20 protein-coding genes are annotated in these 26,161 nt (G+C 30.9%); 11 read left to right on the top strand and 9 right to left on the bottom strand.

Going from position 1 to position 26,161, the window contains the following annotated elements; all coding sequences use genetic code 11:
• Positions 1-46 precede the first annotated feature (46 nt).
• From HUE53_RS05410 to HUE53_RS05395, 4 genes are all read left to right on the top strand, one after another.
• Positions 47-964, top strand: coding sequence for a geranylgeranylglycerol-phosphate geranylgeranyltransferase (locus HUE53_RS05410; protein ID WP_014164973.1), 918 nt, complete (start codon positions 47-49; stop codon positions 962-964).
• A gap of 67 nt (positions 965-1,031) precedes the next feature.
• Entirely contained in the window at positions 1,032-1,898 is an 867-nt protein-coding gene (locus HUE53_RS05405; RefSeq protein ID WP_014164972.1) for a pseudouridine synthase, read from the top strand.
• A 36-nt stretch (positions 1,899-1,934) separates the two neighbouring features.
• Positions 1,935-4,649: an AsmA family protein gene (locus tag HUE53_RS05400; RefSeq protein ID WP_014164971.1), complete on the top strand. Its 2,715-nt coding sequence runs from the start codon at positions 1,935-1,937 to the stop codon at positions 4,647-4,649.
• A 46-nt stretch (positions 4,650-4,695) separates the two neighbouring features.
• Positions 4,696-6,444, top strand: a complete 1,749-nt coding sequence (locus HUE53_RS05395) for a DUF885 domain-containing protein (protein ID WP_065212984.1) — start codon at positions 4,696-4,698, stop codon at positions 6,442-6,444.
• A 383-nt stretch (positions 6,445-6,827) separates the two neighbouring features.
• On the opposite strand, the gene HUE53_RS05390 is transcribed toward HUE53_RS05395, so the two are convergent.
• Entirely contained in the window at positions 6,828-7,097 is a 270-nt protein-coding gene (locus tag HUE53_RS05390) for a transposase (protein WP_225556204.1), read from the bottom strand.
• 48 nt (positions 7,098-7,145) lie between these two features.
• Here HUE53_RS05390 and HUE53_RS05385 point away from each other — a divergent pair, with 48 nt between their 5' ends.
• Both HUE53_RS05385 and HUE53_RS05380 read left to right on the top strand, forming a co-directional pair.
• On the top strand, positions 7,146-7,643 hold the full coding sequence (locus tag HUE53_RS05385; protein WP_014164400.1) for a helix-turn-helix domain-containing protein: 498 nt from the start codon (positions 7,146-7,148) through the stop codon (positions 7,641-7,643).
• Positions 7,603-8,148 carry an IS630 family transposase gene (locus HUE53_RS05380; RefSeq protein WP_077225643.1) on the top strand — a complete coding sequence of 182 codons (546 nt, stop codon included), beginning with the start codon at positions 7,603-7,605 and terminating at the stop codon, positions 8,146-8,148. Before HUE53_RS05385 ends, HUE53_RS05380 begins: the two co-directional genes overlap by 41 nt.
• Before the next feature lie 205 nt (positions 8,149-8,353).
• Here HUE53_RS05380 and HUE53_RS05375 read toward each other — a convergent pair whose 3' ends face one another.
• Together HUE53_RS05375 and HUE53_RS05370 are read right to left on the bottom strand one after the other, a co-directional pair.
• Entirely contained in the window at positions 8,354-8,842 is a 489-nt protein-coding gene (locus HUE53_RS05375) for a hypothetical protein (RefSeq protein ID WP_065212986.1), read from the bottom strand.
• A gap of 810 nt (positions 8,843-9,652) precedes the next feature.
• On the bottom strand, positions 9,653-11,824 hold the full coding sequence (locus HUE53_RS05370) for a carboxy terminal-processing peptidase (RefSeq protein WP_065212987.1): 2,172 nt from the start codon (positions 11,822-11,824) through the stop codon (positions 9,653-9,655).
• Positions 11,825-11,955: 131 nt separating this feature from the next.
• Between HUE53_RS05370 and surE the strand changes: the two genes are divergently transcribed.
• The 4 genes from surE (at position 11,956) to HUE53_RS05350 (ending at position 16,256) form a co-directional block, all read left to right on the top strand.
• Positions 11,956-12,729 carry a 5'/3'-nucleotidase SurE gene (surE, locus tag HUE53_RS05365; RefSeq protein WP_065212988.1) on the top strand — a complete coding sequence of 258 codons (774 nt, stop codon included), beginning with the start codon at positions 11,956-11,958 and terminating at the stop codon, positions 12,727-12,729.
• Complete coding sequence (locus HUE53_RS05360) at positions 12,722-12,994, top strand: hypothetical protein (protein ID WP_014164964.1); 273 nt, start codon at positions 12,722-12,724, stop codon at positions 12,992-12,994. Before surE ends, HUE53_RS05360 begins: the two co-directional genes overlap by 8 nt.
• Positions 12,995-14,143, top strand: coding sequence for a lipid-A-disaccharide synthase (gene lpxB, locus HUE53_RS05355; protein WP_065212989.1), 1,149 nt, complete (start codon positions 12,995-12,997; stop codon positions 14,141-14,143). It abuts the gene before it with no gap.
• Positions 14,144-14,213: 70 nt separating this feature from the next.
• On the top strand, positions 14,214-16,256 hold the full coding sequence (locus HUE53_RS05350; RefSeq protein ID WP_065212990.1) for a ComEC/Rec2 family competence protein: 2,043 nt from the start codon (positions 14,214-14,216) through the stop codon (positions 16,254-16,256).
• 4 nt (positions 16,257-16,260) lie between these two features.
• On the opposite strand, the gene HUE53_RS05345 is transcribed toward HUE53_RS05350, so the two are convergent.
• From HUE53_RS05345 to HUE53_RS05320, 6 genes are all read right to left on the bottom strand, one after another.
• Entirely contained in the window at positions 16,261-16,767 is a 507-nt protein-coding gene (locus tag HUE53_RS05345; RefSeq protein ID WP_014164961.1) for a thioredoxin family protein, read from the bottom strand.
• A 4-nt stretch (positions 16,768-16,771) separates the two neighbouring features.
• Positions 16,772-17,230, bottom strand: a complete 459-nt coding sequence (locus HUE53_RS05340) for a thioredoxin family protein (RefSeq protein ID WP_014164960.1) — start codon at positions 17,228-17,230, stop codon at positions 16,772-16,774.
• Between the two features lie 49 nt (positions 17,231-17,279).
• Positions 17,280-18,758: a peptide MFS transporter gene (locus HUE53_RS05335; protein WP_014164959.1), complete on the bottom strand. Its 1,479-nt coding sequence runs from the start codon at positions 18,756-18,758 to the stop codon at positions 17,280-17,282.
• 15 nt (positions 18,759-18,773) lie between these two features.
• Positions 18,774-20,426, bottom strand: a complete 1,653-nt coding sequence (locus HUE53_RS05330) for a peptide MFS transporter (protein ID WP_014164958.1) — start codon at positions 20,424-20,426, stop codon at positions 18,774-18,776.
• Between the two features lie 70 nt (positions 20,427-20,496).
• On the bottom strand, positions 20,497-22,029 hold the full coding sequence (locus HUE53_RS05325) for a peptide MFS transporter (RefSeq protein WP_014164957.1): 1,533 nt from the start codon (positions 22,027-22,029) through the stop codon (positions 20,497-20,499).
• A 31-nt stretch (positions 22,030-22,060) separates the two neighbouring features.
• A complete protein-coding gene (locus HUE53_RS05320) occupies positions 22,061-24,232 on the bottom strand; it encodes a S9 family peptidase (protein WP_014164956.1) in 2,172 nt (723 codons plus the stop codon).
• Between the two features lie 600 nt (positions 24,233-24,832).
• Here HUE53_RS05320 and HUE53_RS05315 point away from each other — a divergent pair.
• The gene (locus tag HUE53_RS05315) at positions 24,833-26,149 is read left to right on the top strand and encodes a hydroxymethylglutaryl-CoA reductase, degradative (RefSeq protein WP_014164955.1); all 1,317 of its coding nucleotides are present in this window, start codon (positions 24,833-24,835) and stop codon (positions 26,147-26,149) included.
• Positions 26,150-26,161 lie beyond the last annotated feature (12 nt).

The following is a 26,161-nucleotide window of genomic DNA, read 5'->3' as shown; positions in this document are numbered from 1 at the left end:
AAATGAAACTCAAGACTTTTAGCTGTTCAATATTCAAACTAAATAGATGATAACGCGCAAAACAAAAATCTTTTTATTAAAAATCGTAAGCCTTATTTCGGTTGTTCGTGGATATAATATAGCCATTATTGTTTTGGCACAATATTTCGCTTCCATTTTTATATTAGCACCTGAAAAAAGAGCCTTAGAACTCTTATTAGATTGGCGTTTGTTTGTGTTGGTTTTTGCATCCGCTTTAGTAATTGCGTCGGGATATATAATTAATAATTTTTACGATTCGGAAAAAGATCTTATTAATCGACCCAATAAGTCTATGCTAGATCGATTAGTAAGCCAAAAAACAAAATTACAAGTCTATTTCGTGTTGAATTTTTTATCTACAGGACTAGCTTTAATCGTTTCTTGGCGTGCCTCTTTTTTTTATGCAGTTTATATTTTTTTAATTTGGTTTTATTCCCACAAACTCAAACGCTACTCTATTGTTGGTAACCTAACGGCTTCTTTACTAACAGTTCTCCCTTTTTTTGGAATCCTACTTTATTTTAAGAACTTTTACGCCGTTATATTTGCTCACGCCTCTTTTTTATTATTGCTGATTTTGATTAGAGAAATGATCAAAGACCTAGAAAATATCAAGGGAGATTTTGCTACAAACTACCAAACAATTCCTGTTCGTTTTGGTGAAAAAACATCAAAATATATTATTACTATTCTAGCGTTTTTAACGATTGTTCCTATTTATATTTTAATTGAAAAATTTAATGTAGGATATATGGACGTTTATTTCTACGTAAGTATGATTGTTTTAATATTTTTTGTACTACAATTATGGAAATCTTCTAAGCATTCTGATTACGTTTATTTACACGCGATAATGAAAATTTTAATCGTAACAGGTGTTTTTAGTATTGTTTTGATTGATCCAGCGGTTTTACTTCATATTAAAAAAATATTTAATAGTTAAATATTTCTATTTACAGAATTTAATTTTCTAATTTACTGACTATCTTTGCAAAAAAAATATAGTCGTGATGATAAAAGGAAGAGGAAATAATAAAAGATCGAATACAAAACCTACTTTTGGTAAACGAGAAGGAGGGAGTGCTAAACCTAATTTTAAAAAATCAAGTTTTACAAATGGCAAGCCTAAATTTGAACGTAAGCCCAAACCAGTTACTTCATTAGAAGAGGAGGAAATTCGCCTAAATAAATATATTTCTAATTCCGGGGTTTGTTCAAGACGAGATGCTGATATTTATATCCAATCGGGTAATGTAAAAGTAAATGGAGAGGTAGTAACCGAAATGGGATATAAAGTAAAGGTAGGCGATGTCGTAAACTTTGATGGAAGTATTGTAACTCCTGAAAAAAAAGAATACATCGTGTTAAATAAACCCAAAGGATTTACTACATCAAAAGAAGAAGACCTAAATGCTAATAATGTACTTGATTTAATACGAGGTGCAACTAAAGCTAAAATGCAGCCTGTCGGACGTATGGATAAAACCACTACAGGGTTGTTATTATTTACAAATGATACTGATATGGTTCGTAAATTTACACAACCTAATCAACGTTCTCCTAAAATTTATCAAATTACTCTAGATCGCAATCTGAAATATGAAGATCTAGAAAAAGTTCAAAAAGGATTGTACATCAATGAACATAAGATACTAGTAGATGAGGTATCTTATATAGAAAATCTACCTAAATCAGAAATCGGGTTACAAATAAAGACATCAAATGTAAAAATAGTTCGTTCTATATTTGAATCATTAGATTATAATGTTTTGAAAGTAGATCGCGTAGCTTTTGCAGGTTTAACAAAAAAGAATCTACCCCGTGGAAATTGGAGATTTTTAACCAATCAAGAAATAATTAATTTAAAAAATATGTAAGCTAAAGCCTCTAAAAGAGGCTTTTTGAATAAATGTATGCTAGAGTATATTAAAAAAATTAAATGGCTAATTATAGGTCTGTTGTTTGTTGTCTTAGGAGTAATTGGGCTACCCTTCTTATTCCCCGATTTTATTACTCAAAAAGTAAAAGAATATGCTAATGAACATATAAAGGGAAATATCAATTTCTCAGATGCACATCTTTCTATTATCGAACATTTCCCAGCGTTGACTCTTTCTTTTGATGATTTTCAACTAACAGGAGCAGCTCCATTTGAACGAATTAACTTAATTAAATCAGATGAAATTGCTTTTGGTATTGATATCCAAGAACTTTTTAAAGGAAAAATACACATCAATAAATTGTTTTTAGATAATGCCGAAATTAATGTATTAGTTGATAAAAAAGGACATGCTAATTACAATGTGTATGAAAGCAAAAAAAATGATCAAACAAGTAAAGAAGAAGATACCTCTATTGAATTAAAACAAATAGCTATTAAGAATGCTCATATAAAGTACAATGATGCCTCAGCCCAAATAGTTGTTGACGCATTAGGGTTTGATTATTTTGGTAATGGAAGTTTGAAAAACAAAATTTTTGAAATAAAAACCAAAGCAAGTGTTGATGCTTTTGATTTTATTTTCAAAGGAGAAGAATACCTGAAAAACAAAAAAGTTAATGCGGATCTAATTACTAAAGTTAATACACAATCTTTAGCATTTGTATTTCAGCAAGATAATTTAATGATTAATAAATTACCCGTAGATTTTACTGGTAATTTCGATTTCTTACCCAACGGCTACAGAATGAACTTTTTGGTTAAAACCCAAAATAGTAATTTAGAAGACATCTTTACCGCTTTACCTCCCAAGTTGATTACTTGGATGGAAAAAACAACTCTAAAAGGAACGACAGATGCAGTGCTTTCTTTAAAAGGAGATTTTATTACAGATCAAAATAAAAAACCAGACATGAAGCTTGATCTGAATCTAAAAAACGGATTCATTCAATACGAGGGGGCTCCCTTTCCTTTAGAAAGATTTAATACCGATTTACATATTCAATTGCCTCAGCTCAATCCAGAACTCTTGTCTGTAAAAATACCTTTGATTACTTTTGGAGTAGGAAAAGGTTATCTGAAAGGAAAAATGGAAACAGTAGGTCTGTCTAAACCTCAGATAAATGCTCGTTTAGATGCTGATTTAGATTTGAATTATTTAAATCAAGCGGTTGGATTTCTGCCTGAGTACGAATTAAAAGGAGATCTTAAGACTCGTTTAAATATACAAGGAATACTAGATACGAAGCAGAATAAATTACCTTTGACCCAAGCATTTTGTAAGTTGAAAAATGGGTATCTAAAAACGCCATATTATCCAAATCCTATCCAAAAGATAGATGCTATAGTAGATTTAAATGTTAAAAACAACTTGCAAACAACACAAGTACTAGTCAAACCTCTCCGTTTCTTTTTTGAGGGACAACCTCTAACTATTAAGGCCAATATTAGTGATCTGACTAACGCTAAGTACCAAGTGAGTGCTAATGGAGGAATTGATTTTGGTAAAATTTATAAAGTATTTGGTGTTAAAGAATATACAATTGAAGGATTTGCTCAAGGAGCTATCTATTTAAAAGGGAGACAAAGTGATGCACAAGCTGGGTACTATAATAAATTGCTAAATAAAGGACAGTTTTATTTAAGAAATGTTCGGACAACTTCAAAATTTCTTCCTTTGCCATTTTATATTACAAAAGGGGTTTTTACTTTTAATAACGATCAACTACAGTTTACAAACTTTAATGCTAAATATGGGCATAGTTTATTCAAATTTAATGGATATGTACAAAATGTTGTAAATTTTTTAACACATGAAAAAGGGGTCTTAAAAGGACAGTTTCAGTTACAAACACCTTATCTAAACGTTAATGAATGGATGGTACCCATAGTGAATACCACACCTAATAAAAATTCAACTAAAGATGTAAAAGGGGTCGTAATGCTTCCTAAAAATCTTGATCTAGATTTTGAAGCCTCAGTAGATCGAATTCTATTTGAGGATCTAAATATAAAATGCTTACAAGGAAAAACGAAGTTAAAGAATGGAGAAATTACAATAGCTAATGGAGCTTGTCTAATTATTGATAGTCCGGTTATGTTTACTGGTAATTATAAAGCCAAGACTTCTAAAAGAGCTCAATTTGGAATGGATCTATCAGTGGAAGAATTTGATGTAAAAAAAGCCTACAAAGAAGTTAAACTATTTAGAGAAATGGCAAGTGCTGCCGCGAATGCTGAAGGAATAATTTCTTTAAAATACCAATTAAAAGGCGTTTTGAATGATGATATGTTTCCTGTTTTTCCATCTTTGCAAGGAGGCGGTGTTGTAGGAGTAAAAAAAGTAAAACTTAATGGGTTTAAACTTCTCAAGGCAGTTGGTAATTCAACCGGACATAGTGGCTTTGATTCAGGAGAAGTAAATGATTTTGAAATTAAAACGTGTATACAGAATAACTTAATGGAAATAGATCGTTTTAAATTTAAGATTGCAGGTTTTCGTCCGCGCATAGAAGGAACAACCAGTTTAGATGGTAGACTGGCTTTAAAAATGCGCCTTGGATTACCTCCCATGGGAATCATAGGAATTCCTCTAAAAATAGAAGGAACTAAAGATAAACCCAAAGTAAGACTAGGATCTAAACTAAATGAATTAGAAAATCAACAATATAAAGAAGAAGAGGAGTAACTCCTCTTTTTTTATTATATTCACAATACACTTTAAAATTAATGGGATGAAAAGGAATATTCTTTTTTTAGGTTGCTTATTTTTTATTTTTAGCTGTAAATCAAACGATGATCAGGATTTTAGGAAACTAACAGATGCCTACTTTCAGGATAAAAACGAGTTAGAACCTTTGAACGCAACATTAAACGGACAAAATCAATACAACGATCAGTTTGTTTTTGAAATGACCAATTCTTATCGTAAAAAACAAGCCAATTTTGTAAATAAATATCAAAAAAAACTAGATTCAATTCCTTTTGATTCACTTGATGAAGAGGAACAACTTAGTTATGGTATTATAAAATGGGAAACAAATATTCTAAAAGACGTATTAAAAACTCGTGCTAATTTAATGCCTTTACATCAGTTTTGGGGAACCCATCTAACCATGACTCAATTTGCAAGCGGAACAGGTGCTCAGCCTTTTAAAACAGAAAAAGATTATAGAAACTTCTTAAAACGCATAGATAATTATAGCGTTTGGATTGATTCGGCTATCGTGTACATGAGAAAAGGAATAAAAGAAAAAAGGGTACTACCTAAAGCCTTAACCCTTAAGGTTATTCCTCAGTTTGAAGAACAAATTACAAAAAAAGTAGAAAATAATATATTTTATTCTTCTCTTGGGATGTTTCCCAAAAACTTATCTGCAACTGTAAAAAAAGAATTACAGCAAGATTTTAGTCAATCTATTCAACATAAATTAATTCCACAGTACAAAAAAATGGTTCGTTTTTTACGCAATGAATATTTGCCAGCATCAAGAAACAGTAGTGGAATTGGAAGTTTGCCAGATGGGGGTAATTTATATCGTCTATATGCTAAAATGTGGACGACTACGGATAAATCACCCGAAGCAATACATCAGTTAGGTTTGTTAGAGGTAGCAAGAATAAAAGATCAAATGCAAAAAATAAAAAAGGCAGTAGGTTTTAAGGGAAATATGACTGCTTTTTTTGAGTATGTACGAAACAAAAAAGAATTAATCCCCTTTGTAAAGCCAGAACAAGTAATTGCAAATTTTAAAGCAATTCATGAAAAAATAAAACCCAACGTAAATAAATTATTCTCATTACAACCTAAAACGCCTTTTGAGGTCAGAAGAGTAGAAGTTTTTCGGGAAAAAACAGCCAGTGCAGAATATGTACAAGGATCAGCAGATGGTTCTCGTCCAGGTATTTTTTATGTACCTATTCCTGATGTAATGAAATACAATTATTACGGAGATGAAGATTTATTTTTACATGAAGCAATACCAGGACATCATTTTCAGATCGCTTTGCAGCAAGAAAATACAAAACTTCCTGACTTCAGACGTTTTAATTGGTTTGGAGCTTATGGAGAAGGCTGGGCCTTGTATACTGAAAGTTTAGGAAAAGAATTAGGGTTGTACCAAGATCCATATCAATATTTCGGAATGTTAGGGAATGAAATGCATCGCGCTATTCGTTTAGTTGTAGATACAGGCTTGCATTACAAAGGTTGGACTCGTGAACAAGCTATTCAATATTCATTAGAAAACGAAGCGGAAAGTAAGACAAGTATTATTTCTGAAATAGAACGTTATATGGCAGTTCCAGGGCAAGCATTGTCTTATAAGATTGGTCAATTAAAAATCATCGAACTTCGAGAAAGAGCGCAAGCTCAGATGAAAGAGAAATTTGATATTAAGGTTTTTCATCAAAAAGTATTAGAATCGGGTGTTTTGCCTTTGTCATTATTAGAAGCTAAGATTGAAAAATGGGTTAAAAATTGAGGAAGGAGGAAAGGAGTCTAAAAGATTGTAATCTTGTTATTTCGGTTCACATAAAAAATCTGGAGAGTAATTGTAAATTGCATCAAAAAAAGTAAATTGATTTTCGATTCTATCTTTATTTCTAGCTAAAGAATTAAGAGATATTCAAACTAAAAAGATTGCTTTTATATCAATTTTGATAAAAAGAATATTATACAACCTCCCCTTTGTTTTAGAGGAATATGAATCAAAAGGTTTTAGTGAGCGTACATTTATTCAGGATTTTCCAATACGCGGAAAGGCAGTTTTTCTAGGTATCAGAAGACCTAGATAGCGAAATAAATTAAATCCAGATTACGCATTAGAAAAACTAATTTTTATGAATCAAGAACAAAAGTTGGGGATTATGCAAAAAGATTGGATAATCTGAATAAGAAGAAATCTATTTTTCTTACCCCTCTAAAGTGACTTCCAAAGGATTTTATTTTAGCATTAAAAGATTCAGCAGCTGCATTAGTACTTCTATTATCAAAGTAGTTTAGTATTGATTGATAATTGAGTGTTATTGTATTTAGAACAATGTTGAAGTTTTTAAATCCTGATTCTTCTACTGTTCTATACCAATGGGCTGATTTTAACATTGAAACATTTTTATCGTTATTGGTGTTGTAGATATTTCTTATACCATTTTAATTTTACTAGAATAATTTATAATTTTAGGTATGCCAAAGAAAATTCAAATAGTAATAAATGAAGATCTTGATTTTTTAGAAAAATTACTAGTCAAGACAACAGCTTCTTTGAAGAAAGACCGAGTAAAGACTTTGATTCTAATTAAGAAAGGGAAATATGTTTATTATAGTGATATCGCTAAGAAGCTCGGGAGAACGGAAAAGACAGTAAGAGTTTGGGTTCAAGACTATTTAAAAAAAGGTATTTCTGAAATGTTATGTGTTAGAAGTGGAGGAAACAATACTAAGCAAATATCAGATAAAATGGCTAAGTCTATTGAGCAGAAATTGACTGATCCAAAAACAACAATTACATCTTATATAGAATTATTAAAATTACTTGAAGCAGAACTAAACGAAACGGTTAACTATGGAGCTTTATACGCTCATTGTAGACGAAAACATCAATCAAAGTTAAAAATAGCAAGAAAATCCCATTACAAAAAGGATGAAAACGCGGAAGCGTTTTTTAAAAAACCTTGTAAATAAGCTCGAAGAGTGTAGAATTATTCTTAATAAAAATAATTTCAAATCTGTAAACTTATATTTTCAAGATGAAAGTCGCTTCGGGTTGATCACAAAACAAAAAAGAGTTATTACGGCAAAAGGAATAAAAGCCATTGGTACCTATAAGCACAGTTATCTTTATAATTGGCTTTGGGGAAGTTTTTCCCCCATAACAGGTGAGAGTTTTTGTATGACAACACAGAGTGTTTGTAAAGAATTATTTATAAAATATTTGGAAGATTTTAGTAATCACAAACCAACAGAATTAAAGATTATAATAATTGATAATGCAGCATTTCATTCCACAAAAGATGTAATAATTCCTCAGAACATATTTCTGTTACCAATTCCTCCATATTGTCCAGAACTCAACCCTGCTGAAAAAATATGGCAATGGATGAAAAATAAAATTGCAATGAAAATTTATAATACTCTAGCCGACTTAAAGCAAAAAATGGAAGAATTGATTAAAATAGCTGAGAATTAATTAAATCAATAATAGGCTAAAAGCTTTTTATAGTATTTTTAAAATTTAAATATTCTAATAGATAACTTAAAGAATATGTGAAAAACCTCTAAGAACTTTTTATTTTTTAAGAAGAAAAGTTCTTAGAGGTGCTTAAATTGAATTATAACTTATTGTTTTTTACCTTAAAATAGAATAAGATATATTAATTGTTAAAAATAATTAATTATAATTTTGTGAATGTAATAATTGAATCTTCTTCACCTTTCAATACAACAGAAGATAAATCTTTTGCTATATCTAATCTAGCAGCTCCATAACCACTTTGATTAGTTGCTGGTATCAATATATCGTTGAATTTTTTAATAAACGGAGTTTTTTCAGCAGTATTCATAAATTTTTCAGCTTTAGATAAATAATAGACATCAAATTTTGGATTAATTGGTACAAACATTGCTTCAGCATTTTTAAGAATGAAATAATCTTTACTATCTTCGGCAGAAGCTATGCTTATTTTTTGAGGGTTTCCAGGAAGTATCTGTATTCTTAATTTTAGATCTCCTTCTTGATTATAAAAGACCTTGCCAAATAGAGGATCATTCACTCTTTGTGAATTTACTTTTACCGATTGAACTGATTTCGGTTCGTTTACTTCATCTTTTGAACATGAAAATAATGAAGAAACTACTACTAAAGTTAAAAAAATTTTTTTCATTTTTTTGAAATTAAATTAATAATAAGTAATTTTTAAGGAAGCTTATTTCTATAAAGGGTATCTCTAAAAAATATATTTATAAAAAAAGAAATAACCTATTGCTTTATTTTTTATAAATTTTAAAAGATAATTTTAGAGGTCATCATCATGATTTTACTACATTTCCTAGTTCCTCCCGTTTTTAAGTTTTAAATAACTTCCTTGTTATCTGTTTTACAAATATACAGTGTTGTTGTTTTAATAAAATGTTAAATAAACAAAAAACACGAATTTTTGTTTATTTATAACCAAAAGTGTTTATTTTTTTTGATTTATTGTTTTTTTTAACATCTTTATTTTTGTATTGCTTAATAAGCTTAAATTCTTGTAAAATTTAACAATTTAAAAACTGAATTTTATTGTTGACTGGAGGGTTTTTATGCTATTCTCTACAAAAACCCTGTATCTAATAATACAATTAGCGTGATTTATAATTTTAAACCTCCTTTTACGAAATATTAAAGTATTATTGGATCAATTGTAGTTTTGAATTGAGGAAAAGTGTTTAATCCTCAGGGTAACCGTAAGGTAATGTAAATAGATAGTTTTATGTATTGTACTAAAAAGAATACGAATAGAAAGATTGTTGTTTTTATAGATGTGCTATTAAAAGACTGTGTATTTGTTTTTGAACGGTGTTTGGGTTTTTTTGATAGGATCGGAAATACAAAAAAAGAGTAGAGAAAATCAATTCTCTACTCCTTTAATAATTTAAGAATACTTTTTCGGTGCTCCCTTAAAAGGAGCCTCTTCGTGTTGTTACATCTTATTTTATGATTTTACAACTAATTTTGTTTTTTTTGCAGAGGATGTTTTAGTTAATGAGGGACTTTTAATTTCACTTAAAACATTAACTGCTTCATCTATATAGGCATCTTTTGTAATAGCTTCAAACCAATCTTTGCGTTTTTGAGCAAAATTAGTGTCTTTTTTCATTAATTCATTTTCCTCACCTAGGTGGTTTACGGCTAAACTGTTTTTGTATTTTGTGATTTCTTTGAATTTTTTGGTTGCTTCTTCTATGTTTTTCTGTTCTGCAATAAATTTATCCATCTTTAGGCTAACCATACTTTCATCTTTTCGTTCATTAATCCATTTAGCATTTTGGTCTATTAGCTTAAATTGAGGATTTTCGATAACTCTTTTTTGGCTATTTGCTATTACGGTAGTAAAATTGCTTATGCTGTTTGTTAATTGATAATTAGCAGGGTCTATTTTGTCCCATTGTAAAGCTTTTTTCTCATCTCTTTCGCCTATTTTGATATAAGTATAACGATCAGGGAAAACCACATCGCTTGTAACACCTTCTAGTTGAGTAGAGCCACCATTTACTCTATAGAATTTTTGGGTGGTAGTTTTTAAAGCTCCCATATTAAAATTAAGATTAAATTTTGTTTTCAATTGATTTAAATCAAAAACATTTTGAACAGTTCCTTTGCCAAAAGATTGTTTGCTGCCTAAAATTATACCTCTTTTATAGTCTTGTATTGCTGCCGCAAATATTTCTGATGCGGAAGCAGAAAAGTTATTTTGAAGCACTACTAAAGGACCATTCCATTGAACTTTGTTGTTATGATCTGATAAAACATCTTTTTTATGTCCAGATGATTTAACTTGAACTACAGGACCTTGATCAATAAATAATCCTGTTATATCTACAACTGTTTTTAGAGAACCTCCTCCATTATCTCGTAAATCCATAACAATACCTTCGACACCTGCTTTTTTTAATTTTAGAACTTCTGCTTCTACATCTTTAGCCGCATCACGATTATCATCGTTTTCAAAATCTATATAGAATTTAGGTAAATGAATCAGTCCAAATTTTCTTCCGTTTTTTTCAATGATGCTTGATTTAGCATACGTTTCTTCTATTTCAACAACGTCCCGTATTATACGTATTACTTTGATTGTGCCATCTGTCTTTTTGATAGTTAGACGAACTTCTGTTCCTTTTGGCCCTTTTATTTTTTTTACCACGTCATCAAGACGCATTCCAACTACGTCTACAGGTTCGCCATTGCCTTGTGCAACTTTTAAAACTACATCACCTGGTTCTAATTCTTTACTTTTCCATGCAGGGCCTCCAGATATTAATTCGGAAATTTCAGTATTATCATTTTTTTTCTGTAAACGAGCACCAATACCTTCTAGTTTGCCACTCATACTTATGTCGAATTTTTCTTTTTCTTCTGGAGCAAAGTAAAAAGTATGTGGGTCAAACTGCGTTACAATTGAATTTAAGTATACCTCAAACCAATCTTCGCGATCTAAATCACTCACAAAATCAAAATAATCATCTAAATTTTTTATGGCTGATTCTCTTGATTCTTTTTCTAATTGTTCAAATGATTTGGCAGTATAGTTAGGGTCTTTTGCTTTTTTTTCATCTTCTAACTTTTGCTTGTCTACAATAGAAGCTAGTGTAGAAAGCTTAATTTGTAATCGCCATCTGTTTTTTAATTCATTATAATTTTTTGAAAATTCAATCTTCTCAGAATCAATGTCTATAGATTCATCTGTATTAAAGTTGAAAGGTTTATTGTTCAAAGCTCTGTAAATTACTTTGGCTTCGTTCATTCTCTTTTGAAGCCTTTCATAGACAAGATTAAAGAAACTCAGATTTCGAGCTTGTATCATGTCATCAATTTGATACTCAAAATTTTTAAATTCACGAATGTCTGATTCTATAAAAAAACGTTTAGAAGGATCTAAAGCATCAATAAAATTTTCGAATACATTTTTTGAGAAATTGTCATTGATAGTAGCGGGGGAGTAATGATAAACTTCTAATACGCTTACAATAGCGTCTAGTAGAACTCGATCTTTTTCTGGGTCCTCAGTTTTAAATTTTGGTTTAAAACTCCATAATACAGCTGATACCGCTACTATGAGCAGTAATAATTTGTAATTCTTTTTCATAAATGTCCAGATTGTATCCATATCTAATACTAAAATACATAAAAAATTATGCGAATATAAAATTGATGGTATAATTTTTTGTTAAAGCTACAAAATTAGTTAGAACAATTTAAATTCCTTACTTTAGCAAGACTTTTTTATGTTTTAAATAAATGAAAAAACCACTTATATTAGTAACTAATGATGATGGGATCACCGCTCCTGGCATACAAAAATTAGTAGAAATAGTTAAAGAAATAGGAAATGTAGTTGTAGTAGCTCCTGACAGTCCTCAAAGCGGGATGGGCCATGCAATTACCGTAAATAGTACTTTGTACTTAAATAAAATATCTGCTGATGGAGCAGAAGTGCTAGAATATACAACTTCAGGAACACCCTCTGATTGTGTCAAGCTGGCAAAAAATGAAATAATCAATGAGTCTATTGATTTATGTGTGTCAGGGATTAATCATGGATCTAACTCTGCTATTAATGTAATTTATTCAGGAACGATGAGCGCGGTTATAGAAGCAGGAATAGAAGGAATTCCTTCTATAGGTTTTTCTTTATGTGATTTTTCGTGGAATGCTGATTTTAGTGCTGTTAAACCTTATGTTGTAAAAATTATCCAGCAGGTTTTACAGAATGGATTGCCTAAAGGAGTTGTTTTAAATGTCAATTTTCCCAAATTACCCGCTCCTGATATAAAAGGAATCAAAATCGGACGCCAAGCAAAGGCTAAATGGGTTGAAAAATTTGATAAAAGACAATCGCCTTTTGGAAAAGACTATTACTGGTTAGCGGGTGAATTTGTTTGTGAAGATGTAGGTCAGGATACAGATGAATGGGCATTGGCTAATGGATATGTTTCTATTGTGCCTATTCAGTTTGATTTAACAGCTTATCATGCTATTCAAGAACTTAATAATTGGAAATGGGATGAATAAAATAGAATTGTTAAAAGGAACTTTGATAGGCTTTTTATCTACTTTTATAGGTGTTTTTTTGTTCTTTGAACTTTTTACAAATTATAGTTTTGGTGCTGGAATTACTCAAATGAAATCGTTGGGTTTCTTAGGTAAAATAATTACTCTTGGAGCAATACTTAATATGGTTGCCTTTTTTGGATTGTTAAAGTTAAATAAAGAATTAATGGCTAGAGGAGTGGTTTTGGCTACTATCCTTCTAGCAATTTTTACACTTTTTGTATAGATGAAATATTATATTATAGCAGGCGAGGCCTCTGGAGACCTACATGGAGCCAATTTAATGAAAGCACTTTATAAAGAGGATTCTAGTGCAGATATTCGTTTTTGGGGAGGTGATCTAATGCAACAAGTTGGAGGTGTATTAGTAAAGCATTATCGTGATTTGGCTTTTATGGGATTCATAGAAGTAATAATGAATTTAAATACAATACTAAAAAATCTTAAATTTTGTAAAACAGATATTTCTAATTTTAAACCAGATGCTATTATTTTTATAGATTATCCTGGATTTAATATGCGAATTGCCAAATGGGCAAAAGCGTTAGGAATAGCCACGCACTATTATATTTCACCTCAAATTTGGGCTTGGAAAGAAAGTAGAATTCATGCCATAAAGAGGGATATAGACCAAATGTATGTAATATTGCCTTTTGAAAAAGACTTTTATGAAAAAAAGCACAACTATGAAGTTCACTTTGTAGGGCATCCTCTTTTGGATGCTATTAAAAACAGGGCGAAAACGGATGAATTTTCGTTTAGGAAAGAATTTAATTTATCCTCAAAGCCAATTATTGCATTGCTGCCAGGAAGCCGAAAACAAGAAATTACTAAGATGCTTTCTGAAATGTTAGGAGTGGTTAGCCATTTCCCAGAGTACCAATTTGTAATTGCAGGAGCTCCAAGTCAAGAATTTGTTTTTTATGAAAAATTCATAGATAAACAATCTATTCAATTTATCCCTAACAGAACGTATGATTTATTAAGTATTTCAGCTGCTGCTTTAGTAACTTCAGGAACGGCTACTTTAGAAACGGCTTTGTTTAAAGTGCCAGAAGTCGTTTTGTATAAGGGAAGTGTTATTTCTTATCAAATAGCTAAGCGGATTATTACTCTGAAATATATATCTTTAGTGAACTTGATTATGGATGCACCTGTGGTGACAGAATTAATACAAGATGAATGCAATTCGGATAGAATCAAACAAGAATTAAAACAAATTTTAGAAGGAAATGGACGACAGAAAATGTTAGCCTCTTATGAGGTATTAGAAACAATTTTAGGGGGAAGTGGTGCTAGTATGAACACAGCCCAATTGATAGTAGAAAGTGTTTCTAAAAAAAAACAGTTTCTTTATGGTGCTTTGGATAAATAAAAACATTAAAATTCTAAAAGAATAGATGTTATTTTACAGATAAAGAAAATTAATTTAATTATTATTTGAAATGAAACTGTATCAATTTCCATTAATAAAGTCGGTTTTTTGGTTTATTATCGGGATTGTACTGTTTCATTTTTTTATATTTCATTTTCTTGTATTAATTTCTGTTTGGATCTTTTTAGTTTTAGGGAGTTTACTCCTTTCGGTTGGTTTTTATAAAAAAAGAAAAGATCAATTAGGTATTTCAATTCTTATTTCATTGGTTTTTACGGTAAGTGGCGTTTTAATTTCTATGCTTCATCAAGATTCTTTTAGATTGAGTCATTTTACTCATCTTAATGGGTATGATAAAAAGATTGGTATAAAAGCAGTGGTTTATGAACGTTTAAAAAGTACTTCCACTAAGCAGCGATATGTGATTTCTATTCAATCTGTGAATCAAAAACCATGTTCAGGTAAGATAATTTTGAATGTGAATAAGGAAGGGAAAAAGAACCCTAGATTAATTGTAGGTGCTGTATTGTTAATAAGAGGTATGATACATCCGATTCAATCAACACTCAATCCAGGACAATTTGATTATGCGTCTTATCTTAAAAAGAAAAATATATACGGTCAGTTATATGCTGAACAGGAAGATTTTAAAGTATTAAAGACCTCAGCCAAATCTATTCGTTATTATACTGCTAGATTTAGAGATCGGATTATAAATACATTGCAAAACAATGGTTTCCCCGAAAGAGAATTGGCTGTTTTAACCGCTTTAGTTATTGGTCAACAACAAGGAATAGATGAACATTTAATAAAAAATTATCAGTATGCTGGGGTTATACATATACTTTCAATATCCGGTTTGCATGTAGGTATTCTTTATCTTTTATTAGATTTTATTTTGACTGTTTTTTTGAAGGATAAAAGATACAGCTTGCTTAAGCTGTTTTTTCTTTTATTAGGATTATGGGGATTTGCCTTTGTAGCAGGTCTAGCAGCATCTGTTGTACGATCTACAGTTATGTTTAGTATAATTGGAATTGGAGCAAGCAGTAAAAAGCAAGTTAATATATATAATACACTTGCTGCCTCTGTATTGATTATTCTAATTGTTCAGCCTGCTTTTCTTTTTGATATTGGATTTCAACTTAGTTATTTGGCTGTTCTTTCTATTGTAAGTATGCAACCTATTGTAATTAAATTATGGAATCCAAGTAATCAAGTTTTGAACTTTTTTTGGAAATTATTTGTTGTTTCTCTCGTAGCCCAAATAGGAACTCTGCCATTAAGTTTGTATTACTTTCATCAAATCCCAGGTTTGTTTTTTGTTGCCAATCTTTTAGTAATACCTCTATTAGAATATATCATCATGCCTTTAGGAGTATTGGTTGTTTTGTTAGCTTATATAGATGGAACCTTCGAAGGCCTTATCTGGGTTTTAGTGAAAATGATTCAAGTAATGAATACTATAATAGAAAGTATTGCCTCTTTTGAAGAGTGTATATGGAAAGGAATCCCTTTTTCTTTTGATTTAATGCTTGTGAGTTATCTAATTATTATAACATTTTTTATTTGGGTGCAAAAACCTAGTTTTACAAAAATAGTGTTCTTTTTAGGGTTTTTATTGTTGTTTCAATCTGTTTTATTATTAAAAAAAATAGGAGCAAGCTATCAGGAGAAACTTATTGTTTTTCATTTGCCTAAACAAAAGTTGATAGGTGTTAGTAAAAACGGTACAACTGTTGTCTATAGTGATAGTGCAATAAGAAAAGGAAGTTATTTAGAACGTGTTTTGAATGATTATCAGGTGGAAACGGTTAATGAAAAGTTAGTAAAAAAAAATAAAAAGCAATGTGTTTTTTGGATTTCAGGTAAAAAAGTATTACTTATTGATTCGGATGATTGTATACGAAATAAAGTAAAGGTGGATTTTTTGATAGTATCAAATTCACCTAGAATAAATTTAGAGCGCGTGATAGCTATGTACCATCCTCAAAAGATTATAGCTGATGGGTCTAATTTTAAGAGTTATGTAAAATGCTTTCAAAAAACTTGTTTAAAAAGAAAAATCCCTTTTCATAATACATTTGAAAAGGGATCTTGTATAATTGAGTAAGAATTTATTTTTTTTGTTTTTTGTTAGATGTGTAACTGTTAATAATTTTATTAGCACCCTCTATCCATACGGTTGGACCACCAGCCACATAGCCGGAACTGCCTAATTGTTGGAAATTTATTTTTCCTTCTTTTTCTTGTGCTTGTACAAACCATACTGTTGGGTAACCTTGAACTTGAAATAATTGTTGTAATTGTGCGTTTTGAGTTTTTAATTCAGTTGGTTGCTCTGTTCTTCTTGGAAAATCTAATTCTACTAAAACTACATTTTCTTTTGCCCATTTTTCAAATTCAGGGGTTTTAAAAACTTCTTTTTGCAAACGAATACACCATCCACACCAATCGCTACCTGTAAAAAAGAAGAATAATGGTTTGTTTTGTTTTTTGGATAAGGCGACTGCTTTTTTTACATCGGTATGCCATTCTAAATTTTTATCTTCTGTTGGTTTTAGGACAAAACTCATAATAAAGAATGATAAAAGTGTAGCGAATATTATTTTTGTAATTTTCATAGGGTTAATTTTTTAAAATTCGTAATAATTCGGTAGGGTCCTTAGCCCCTTCGATTACTTCTTTTATATTGCCTCGAGTATCTAATATATAAAGAGTAGGATAACTAGGAACTTTAAGATATTTAGTTAATTCATGTGTGCTATTGCGTCCTTTTCGTTCAGGATCATAATTTGGGTTGTCAAAAGAATTTCCCATATAGTTTATTCTTGAATTTCCTTCGGCATTAAATTTGACGGCATAGTAATTTCGATTGATGTATTCTGCTACATCAGCATCTTGAAAAGTACCCTTATCCATCATTTTACAAGGAGTGTGCCAATCAGTATAAACATTCAAGAAAATAGGTTTAGCAACTCTTTTTTGTTTTGCTAAGGCATCATCAAGAGATAACCAATTGATATCTTGGGCATATAAGCTAAAACTGCTAATGGTGAATAATAATATGAGTAAAGTTCTCTTCATGTTTGTTTTTTACGTTCTTAACAGCAAAAATAATGCCGAATTTATGAAATTATTTCACGTCTTGCATTAGTTTTTTTATTAATGGTGAAATAACTATCAAAACCACCCCTGCTATTAGAGCATATAAGGCCAATGTATAATACCCATCTGTGTAAGATTGTAGCTTTGAGGCTAATGTGGTTCCTGTATTTGATTGCGAAATTTCAGCACCTAGCTTTCCAGCCGCTAATTGTCCAAAAGCACTGGCTAAAAACCATAATCCCATCATCATGCCAAACAACCTTTTAGGAGATAATTTGGTGATAATAGACATACCTATTGGGCCTAAACACAGTTCGCCTATGGTTGTAATAAAATAGGCAAAAGTAAACACATTTAATGAAGCAACTCCATTAGAGTCCGCAAAAAACTTCGTTGAATAAAAAAGATAAAAAGAAGCCGAAAGGAATAAAAAACCAATACCAAATTTGATCAGTGTATTGGGTTCTAATTTTCTTTTAGATAATCCTAACCATAGGAGTCCTATAAGAGGACTCAAAAGGATAACAAAAAAAGTGTTTGAACTGTTATTTACGACGTTAGGATCTATCGTAAAACCAAATAGGTTGTTGTTTAAATTATCTTTAGCAAATAAGGATAATGATCCACCGCTTTGTTCATAGATTGCATTGAAAAGAAAATAGAAAAAAATAAATGAAAAAGCAGCTATTAATTTTTTTTGTAAACTGGAATCCCCTAGCTTTATTAATTCATATACAAAATAGCCAATAGCAATAATTCCAATTGTATACATAAAATAATCCGTATAGTCTGTATTAATAACCATACTGTAGATAAAAGGAATACTAAGTAGTGATCCTAAATATACGGATATTTCTCGTATTTTTCTTTTGTTGTCAGGCAATCCTATTAGTGGAGAATCACCAATAGGACCTAAATGTTTTTTTGTAAATAAAAAGGTAATCAAACCAGCTATCATTACAACGGCTGCTGCTAAAAAACAGAGAGTCCAAGAATGGTATTTGCCTAAATAGATACATAAAGCACCTCCTAGAAGCCCCCCAATGTTAATTCCTGCATAAAACATACCGTATCCTGCATCTCTCCGAGGATCTTTTTCATCATATAGTTCCCCAACCATAGAGGATATGTTAGGTTTAAAAAAACCAGTTCCTATAATAGAAAAGGCAATGCCATAATAGAACATTTGCTGTGGAGAAAAGGCAATGAGAAGGTTTCCTAAAATCATTACAATACCTCCAAAGAAAAGAGATTTTTTAAAACCTAAAACTTTGTCAGCAAAAATACCTCCAATAAAGGTAAAGGCATAAACAAAGGCTTGAATAGCACCATATTGTAGGTTTGCAGCATGATCTTTAAGTAATAGTTGGTCTACCATAAAAAAAGTAAGCACACCTCGCATACCGTAAAAACAAAAGCGTTCCCACATTTCTACTGTGAACAAATACCACAATTGTTTAGGGTATTTTCCTTCAAAATTTTGAATTTCTTCTATTGTTGTTGACATAGTTTAAGATTGAAATTAGTTCATTCCTTTTTCTTTCATAACAGCATTTAATTTTTTTAGGATGGATAGCCCTAATATAGTTGCAAATAATAATAATAATATATTTACAATAAAGAAATTAGCTTTGTTTTCATAATCATACCACATACTAGCTAACACACCTGAAAGTTTGTTGCCAATAGAAATAGATAAGAAGAATCCTCCCATCATTAAGGCTGTAAGTCTTGGTGGGGCTAATTTAGATACAATAGATAATCCCATAGGGGATAGGCAAAGTTCACCGATGGTAATAACACCATAAGTACCTACTAGCCATAAAGGAGATACTTTTATAGAACCATTACTTCCAGCATATACAGCAGCTACCATAACCAAGCAGGAAAGGGATGAGATAAACAGTCCTAGTACAATTTTAGAAGGAGTACTTGGTTCTCTGTTTTTACGACGTAGCATAACAAAAAAACCAACTACTACTGGAGTAAGTAAGATAATCCATCCAGGATTTACGGATTGAAATAATTCAGTGTTGATAAGGGAGATTTTTTGATTAGGATTTTTTTCTAATTCAGCTAGTTTTTCTGGAGCTTCATTTTGAAAATAAACATCCTTTCCTTGTGTTTTAATTGGATCGCCATTTTCATCTTTTTGTGCTTGGAATTGGTGATCGTATTTTTGAACTTCTTTTGTCGCAAAATCTTTTTGATCTACTAGATAAATAGAAGATAAGACTTTTTCAGTAGAACCTGTAACTTGTCTATCAGTATAATAATTTGCCCAACGTGTTAAGGCTGTTCCATTTTGTTTAAAGACAGCCCAAAATAACATACCTACGGCAAAAATGGCAAGTAGGGCACCTAAAGGGCGTTTGTCTTCAGAGTTAGCTTTTAGATACAAACTAACATAAAAGATAATAACAGGTATACAAGCAAAAATAAAAGCATCTGTAGAATCTGATTTAAAAATATTACCAGGAATTATCCAACCGATAGCCCCACATATAATAGCTGGTAAGAATACTTTTCCTAAAATACTAGCTAGTGATATATCACCTTCTTGAACAGGTTTCGTAATGTTTGCATGCTCTAGGTGTTTTCTCCCTAATGTGAAAATAATTAAACCTAAAAACATTCCAATACCAGCAGTAATAAATGCAGCACTCCATCCGTACTGATTACGCATAAAAGCAGCTATGATGTTGCATAAGAAGGCACCTATATTTATTCCCATGTAAAAAATATTATATCCAGCATCTTTATTTGCAATATATTTTTCATCAGTATATAAGTTTCCAACCAAAGTAGAAATACTTGGTTTAAAGAATCCGTTTCCAATAACAATTAATGCCATTGAAATATAAAACGTAGTTAGGTCTTGAAACCCCAATCCTATGTATCCTAGTCCCATTAGGGTGCCACCTAAGTATACAGATTTAAAATAACCTAAATAACGATCAGCCATGTACCCTCCCAAAAAAGGAGTTAAATAGGTTAATGCTATAAAACTGCCAAATATATCATCTGCATGTTTATCACTAAAAGCCAATCCTCCTGTAGTAGTAGGATCAATCATGTATAAGACAAAGATGCCAATAATCAGATAATAACCAAAACGTTCCCACATTTCAGTAAAAAACAAAAATAATAATCCTTTAGGGTGTTTATTTTTCATGTGAATTAGTATTTAAAAAGCCCGCAACAATTTTGTTACAGGCTTGAAAGATATAAAATATTTTAATAAATTATCTATTTTCTACAGATAAGTCAATCTCGTCTTTATGATCCTCTTGCATCATCTTTTGCAACCAAGAACTTAATATAAATAAAATACCTGCTGCTATACCTGTCATAATGATGAATAGCATAAAGAATTCATATAAATTAGTGATTTGAAACCCTAAGAATGAAGGATAGACTAATGGCTCTGTTGATCCTGCTTCTTGTATTGGTGGTATTAGTGAAGATAAAGTACCAGCAAACTTATTTGCGGCAGCATTTGCTAAAAACCAGGTTCCCATTAATAAAGAAGATAATCTTAAAGGAGCTAATTTAGATACCATAGATAAACCAATTGGAGAAAGACATAATTCGCCAATTGAGTGAATGATGTATAAACCAATTAGCCACCACATAGAAACTTTTTCATCCATTCCAAGACCTTTAACAGCTATAGCAATTACGCCATAACCTAAAGCTACCAATGTTAAACCTAATGCCATTTTTTTAGGAGAAGAAGGCTCTGCATTACGCTTGTATAAAAAACCCCATACGATTGACATTACTGGAGCTAATAAGATTACAGCTAGAGGATTTACAGATTGGAAATAAGATGCTGGCATTTCCCATCCTAACAAATTTCGGTTGGTTTGTCTGTCAGCAAAAAGGGTTAAAGAAGCTCCTGCTTGTTCAAAAGCACCCCAGAAAAAGATTACGAAGAAAGCTAAAATAAAAATTACTAAAATTCTATTTCTTTCTACACTTGTTAAGCTTTTATCTGTTAAAATAATTAAAGGCATTACTACCATTGAACCATAAATAAAATAGCCAATAATATCCGTATCTGTATTGAATAATTGCTTGAAGTTAAGCATGAAAAAAACAATACCAATAGATCCTATTATATATAAAATGTTCTTTATATCTAATTGCTTAACGGGCAGACCTATTTCTTTTCCTTCTTCAGAAACTAAATATTTTTTTTGAAATAATGCAAAAAATATTAAACTCATAAACATACCAATACAAGCAGCTAAGAATCCCCATTTGAAATCCATCGAACCACACACTAAAGGAGAAAAGAATGCTCCTAAGTTAATTCCCATATAAAAAATAGTAAAAGCACTATCAATACGACGATCATTTGCGGGATATAACTGACCTACCATAGTTGAAATGTTAGGTTTAAAAAAACCGTTACCAATAATAATAGCAGTAAGTCCTAACCACATTAATGCAACGCCTCCGTTAGCACCGGTTGTGGCACTTAAAAACATGAAGAACTGACCAATAGCCATTAGTAATCCTCCAATCATGATACTTCTCCTATTCCCTAAGAATTTATCACAAAGATATCCTCCTAAGAGAGGAGTTAAATATACAAGTCCTGTATAGCTTCCGTAAATTTCAGAGGCTTCCGCATCTTTCATTAATAAGATTTTGGTCATGAATAGAATGAAAATAGCTCTCATTCCGTAGTAACTAAATCGTTCCCACATTTCTGTAAAGAACAAGAAATACAGTCCTTTAGGATGTCCTTGTTTTGCTGTTTCGCTCATTTTATAGTTTTTGGTTAGTAAAATATTTAAATTATAGTTTTTCTTTTATGAAATGGGTCATCTTAGTATACAGCTGTAAACGTGTTTTGCCTCCATAAATGCCGTGGTTTTTATCTGGATAAATGGCCCAATCAAACTGTTTGTTAGCCTGTACTAAAGCTTCTATCATTTTCATTGTGTTTTGTACGTGTACGTTGTCATCAGCCGTACCATGGATTAATAAAAAGTTTCCTTTTAATTTATTTACGTGTGTAATGGGAGAATTATTATCATAGCCCCCTGCGTTTTCTTGAGGCGTTTGCATATAACGTTCTGTATAAATACTATCATAATACCTCCAAGAAGTTACAGGTGCAACAGCTATAGCTGTTTTAAACACATCGGCTCCTTGAAAAATACAATTAGATGCCATAAATCCTCCAAACGACCAGCCAAATATACCAATTCTAGTTTTATCTACGTAAGAATAGTTTCCTATTACTTTTGCCGCGTCTATTTGGTCTATGACTTCATATTTTCCTAATTCTTTGTACGTACATTTTTTAAATTCAGCTCCTTTAAAACCTGTTCCACGTCCGTCTACACATACTATAATGTAGCCTTGTTGTGCTAACATTTTGAACCAGTAATCATCATTGGTATTCCACTTGTTCGCTACTTGTTGTGAACCAGGGCCTGAATATTGAAACATGAATACAGGATATTTTTTTGAGGTATCAAAATTTGTTGGCTTAATTATCCAAGTATTTAATTTATGTCCTTTTTCTGTTATGAGTTCAAAGAATTCTTTTGAAGGCAGGTTGTAATTTGTTAATTTCTCTTCTAGTTTTTCGTTAGAAGCAATAACTTTAATTTCTTTTCCCGTCTTAGAATCGTTTAGAGTGTACTTTGGTGCGTTTTTAGCACTAGAATAGGAATTAATAAAGTACTGAAAGTTAGGGCTAAAAGTAGCTGTATTCGTTCCCGTTTGGGATGTTAAACGGGTTTTATTGCTTCCGTCAATTTTTATAGCATATACATCACGATTGATAGAACCATTTTCAACAGACTGATAATAAATCATACTATTTTTTTCGTCAAAACCGTAATAGTGAGTTACTTCCCAAGGGCCTTTTGTTATTTGTTTTTTTAACTTACCTGTTTTGTCATAATGATAAATATGATTAAAACCCTCTTTTTCAGAAGTCCAAATAAAACTATTGTCTTTTAAAAATGTCAAATTATCAGTTACATCTACGTATGCTTTATCTTTTTCGTTAAGAACAACTTTAGTGGTTCCTGAATTTCCATCTACAAATAACAGGTCTAAATTGTTTTGATGGCGATTTAAAATTTGCGCACTCAACGTGTTAGGGTCATTAGTCCATTTTATACGAGCAATATAAAAATCGTTGTAATTATCTAAATTAATTTTTTTCGTTATTCCTGTTTTTATATCGTAGATATGCAAAGAAACTAGAGCGTTTTTTTCACCTGCTTTCGGATACTTAAAAACAGATTGTAGCGGATATAGACCTTCATTGTATAGATCCATTGAAAATTGAGGGACATCTGTTTCATCAAAACGGATAAAACCTATTTTATTAGAATCTAAATTCCAATCATAAGCTTTTACAAACGAAAATTCTTCTTCGTATACCCAATCTGTTACACCGTTAATAATATTATTTTTCTTGCCATCAGTTGTAATTTGGGTATGTTTTTTTAAAGCTATATCGTAGAAATATAAATTGTTTTGGTAAACATAGGTTATTTTTGAACCATCAGGTGAAAAGCTAGGTTCTTGTACTTTGTAATCGGTTAATTGAGTTAACGATTTTGTGGTAGTATCATAAATAAAATAATCAGCTACGAAAGAATGACGAAAAATTTGTTCACTATTATTTGCAATCAATATTTTTTTTTCGTCCTTACTAAAAGTATATTGGTCAATCCCCTCTAATTGACTAAAGTTTTTGCTATCTATTAGTGTAGCTACTTTAGTTAAGGTGGCAAAATCATACAAATTAATTTGTGAAGATTTAGACGTTTTATCAAAATCTAAAACAGTATATTGATTTGTGTTTTTCATGGCTTCTAAAGCAGTCATACCTTGTGCTCTAAAGGCTCCAGACCAAATTTCTTCTAAGGATACTTGTTTTTGAGCTATCGCTGAAAATGATACCAAAAACAATACTAAAACGGATGTAATTTTGTTTTTCATTTTTTAGTTGATATAAAAAATCGCCCAATTTTAGTGAAAAAAAACTAAACAATAGCGGATTTTTTTGTTAAAAGCTAATTTTGACCATCTGAGCAATGGTTCTGGTTGTGGCTTTATGGTGTAAAATTATTACTTTTGTTCCGTAAAATACTCGTTATAGAAACAATAAGGATTGATGTTAATTCCAGCATTAAAAAGGAAGGATGGTATTTTAAACCTTGTTTTTTTAATGAATCAAAGAGAATTAGTCAATTAGAGAGAATAAAATTTCATGGTTACTATCAATAGAATGTACCATGTTCGTAAAAGAAATGACATCTAGGAAGTAAGTACTTTTGATAATTATATTTATAACGAAAAGGAATTGTTGATTTTGAAATAAAAGATGCCGCTCTTTTGAACGTTTAGAAAAAATAAATTTGGGGGCTTTAAAAAAGATTTAATAAGCCTAAATAGATAAAGATAGTTGTTTGTTTTAAAAGGAGTTGGATAAGCAATTATTCATAAAAAAGATTTAATTAGAATATAAAATTAGTGATGATTGTAAAATTATCACTATAAATAGCATTATTAAGAATAAAGAAAACACTAGTAAATAAAATGACTAAAACAGTTAGCGGATTTTCAAAATTATCAAAGGAAGAAAAAATCAACTGGATAGTTGAAACCCATTTTTCAAATTCAGAAGAAACAAAAAGAATCATTAAACAATATTGGAATGATGATACGAACTTACAAAAATTACATGATGAATTTATTGAAAATACAATTACTAACTTTTACTTACCATTAGGAATCGCACCTAATTTCATAATTAATGGAAAGAATTACAGTATTCCTTTTGCCGTAGAAGAAAGTAGTGTAGTAGCTGCTGCCAGTAAGTCTGCTAAATTTTGGTCAGACCGTGGCGGATTTAAAACGACTGTTATTAATACCGAAAAAATAGGGCAAGTCCATTTTATTTATCAAGGAGATAAACAAAAATTAGAAACTTTTTTTGATACAATCAAATCGAAATTTTTTCTCGAAACGGAAAGTATTACTAAAAATATGCAAAAACGCGGTGGTGGAATTTTAGAGGTTGTACTTCGTGATAAAACAGCTGATTTAGAAAACTATTATCAGTTACACGCTACTTTTGAAACAAAAGATTCAATGGGCGCTAACTTTATTAATTCCTGTTTAGAGCAATTTGCTAAAACATTAAAAAAGGAAGCACAAGTATTTGAAATATTTTCAGAAGAAGAAAAAGACATCACAATCGTGATGAGTATTTTATCTAATTATGTTCCAAATTGCTTAGTTCGCGCAGAAGTTTCTTGTAAAGTAGAAGAATTACGTGAGAAAACTATTGAAAATCCACAAGAGTTTGCTGAAAAATTTGTGCAAGCAGTTCGTATAGCAGAAATAGAGCCGTACCGTGCCGTTACACATAACAAAGGGATTATGAACGGAATAGATGCTGTGGTAATTGCTACAGGTAATGATTTTAGAGCAATAGAGGCAGGAGTTCATGCTTATGCTTCAAAAGAAGGAAAATATTCTAGTCTGTCTCATGCCAAAATAGAAAATGGTGTTTTTACTTTCTGGATGGAAATTCCTCTGGCATTAGGAACAGTAGGAGGATTAACTACTTTGCATCCTTTAGTCAAAATAGCTTTAGAAATGTTAGAAAAGCCATCGGCTCAAGAATTGATGCAGGTGGTTGCAGTGGCTGGTTTAGCTCAAAATTTTGCCGCATTGCGTAGTTTAACTACTACAGGGATTCAGCAAGGACACATGAAAATGCACTTGATGAATATTTTAAACCAATTTCAAGCTACTGAAGAGGAACGAAAAAAAGTGGTGAAATACTTTGAGAAAAATACGGTTTCGCATAGTTCCGTTGTAGATTATCTAGCTGAAATTAGAAAGTAAAGAACTTTTTTG

It is taken from the genome of Flavobacterium columnare, assembly GCF_014844295.1.
GTDB classification, from domain to species: domain Bacteria; phylum Bacteroidota; class Bacteroidia; order Flavobacteriales; family Flavobacteriaceae; genus Flavobacterium; species Flavobacterium columnare.
This window is presented reverse-complemented; position numbering and strand designations above follow the sequence as displayed.

What these genes read in the sequence shown, in the direction of transcription:
- HUE53_RS05315 (WP_014164955.1), top strand. Translation starts at nt 24,833, where the DNA reads ATGACTAAAACAGTTAGCGGATTTTCAAAATTATCAAAGGAAGAAAAA.
- surE (WP_065212988.1), top strand. Translation starts at nt 11,956, where the DNA reads ATGAAAAAACCACTTATATTAGTAACTAATGATGATGGGATCACCGCT.
- HUE53_RS05380 (WP_077225643.1), top strand. Translation starts at nt 7,603, where the DNA reads ATGAAAACGCGGAAGCGTTTTTTAAAAAACCTTGTAAATAAGCTCGAA.
- HUE53_RS05385 (WP_014164400.1), top strand. Translation starts at nt 7,146, where the DNA reads ATGCCAAAGAAAATTCAAATAGTAATAAATGAAGATCTTGATTTTTTA.
- HUE53_RS05370 (WP_065212987.1), bottom strand. Translation starts at nt 11,824, where the DNA reads ATGGATACAATCTGGACATTTATGAAAAAGAATTACAAATTATTACTG.
- HUE53_RS05340 (WP_014164960.1), bottom strand. Translation starts at nt 17,230, where the DNA reads ATGAAGAGAACTTTACTCATATTATTATTCACCATTAGCAGTTTTAGC.
- HUE53_RS05410 (WP_014164973.1), top strand. Translation starts at nt 47, where the DNA reads ATGATAACGCGCAAAACAAAAATCTTTTTATTAAAAATCGTAAGCCTT.
- HUE53_RS05330 (WP_014164958.1), bottom strand. Translation starts at nt 20,426, where the DNA reads ATGAAAAATAAACACCCTAAAGGATTATTATTTTTGTTTTTTACTGAA.
- HUE53_RS05320 (WP_014164956.1), bottom strand. Translation starts at nt 24,232, where the DNA reads ATGAAAAACAAAATTACATCCGTTTTAGTATTGTTTTTGGTATCATTT.
- HUE53_RS05335 (WP_014164959.1), bottom strand. Translation starts at nt 18,758, where the DNA reads ATGTCAACAACAATAGAAGAAATTCAAAATTTTGAAGGAAAATACCCT.
- HUE53_RS05405 (WP_014164972.1), top strand. Translation starts at nt 1,032, where the DNA reads ATGATAAAAGGAAGAGGAAATAATAAAAGATCGAATACAAAACCTACT.
- HUE53_RS05395 (WP_065212984.1), top strand. Translation starts at nt 4,696, where the DNA reads ATGAAAAGGAATATTCTTTTTTTAGGTTGCTTATTTTTTATTTTTAGC.
- HUE53_RS05400 (WP_014164971.1), top strand. Translation starts at nt 1,935, where the DNA reads ATGCTAGAGTATATTAAAAAAATTAAATGGCTAATTATAGGTCTGTTG.
- HUE53_RS05345 (WP_014164961.1), bottom strand. Translation starts at nt 16,767, where the DNA reads ATGAAAATTACAAAAATAATATTCGCTACACTTTTATCATTCTTTATT.
- HUE53_RS05325 (WP_014164957.1), bottom strand. Translation starts at nt 22,029, where the DNA reads ATGAGCGAAACAGCAAAACAAGGACATCCTAAAGGACTGTATTTCTTG.
- HUE53_RS05360 (WP_014164964.1), top strand. Translation starts at nt 12,722, where the DNA reads ATGAATAAAATAGAATTGTTAAAAGGAACTTTGATAGGCTTTTTATCT.
- HUE53_RS05375 (WP_065212986.1), bottom strand. Translation starts at nt 8,842, where the DNA reads ATGAAAAAAATTTTTTTAACTTTAGTAGTAGTTTCTTCATTATTTTCA.
- HUE53_RS05350 (WP_065212990.1), top strand. Translation starts at nt 14,214, where the DNA reads ATGAAACTGTATCAATTTCCATTAATAAAGTCGGTTTTTTGGTTTATT.
- lpxB (WP_065212989.1), top strand. Translation starts at nt 12,995, where the DNA reads ATGAAATATTATATTATAGCAGGCGAGGCCTCTGGAGACCTACATGGA.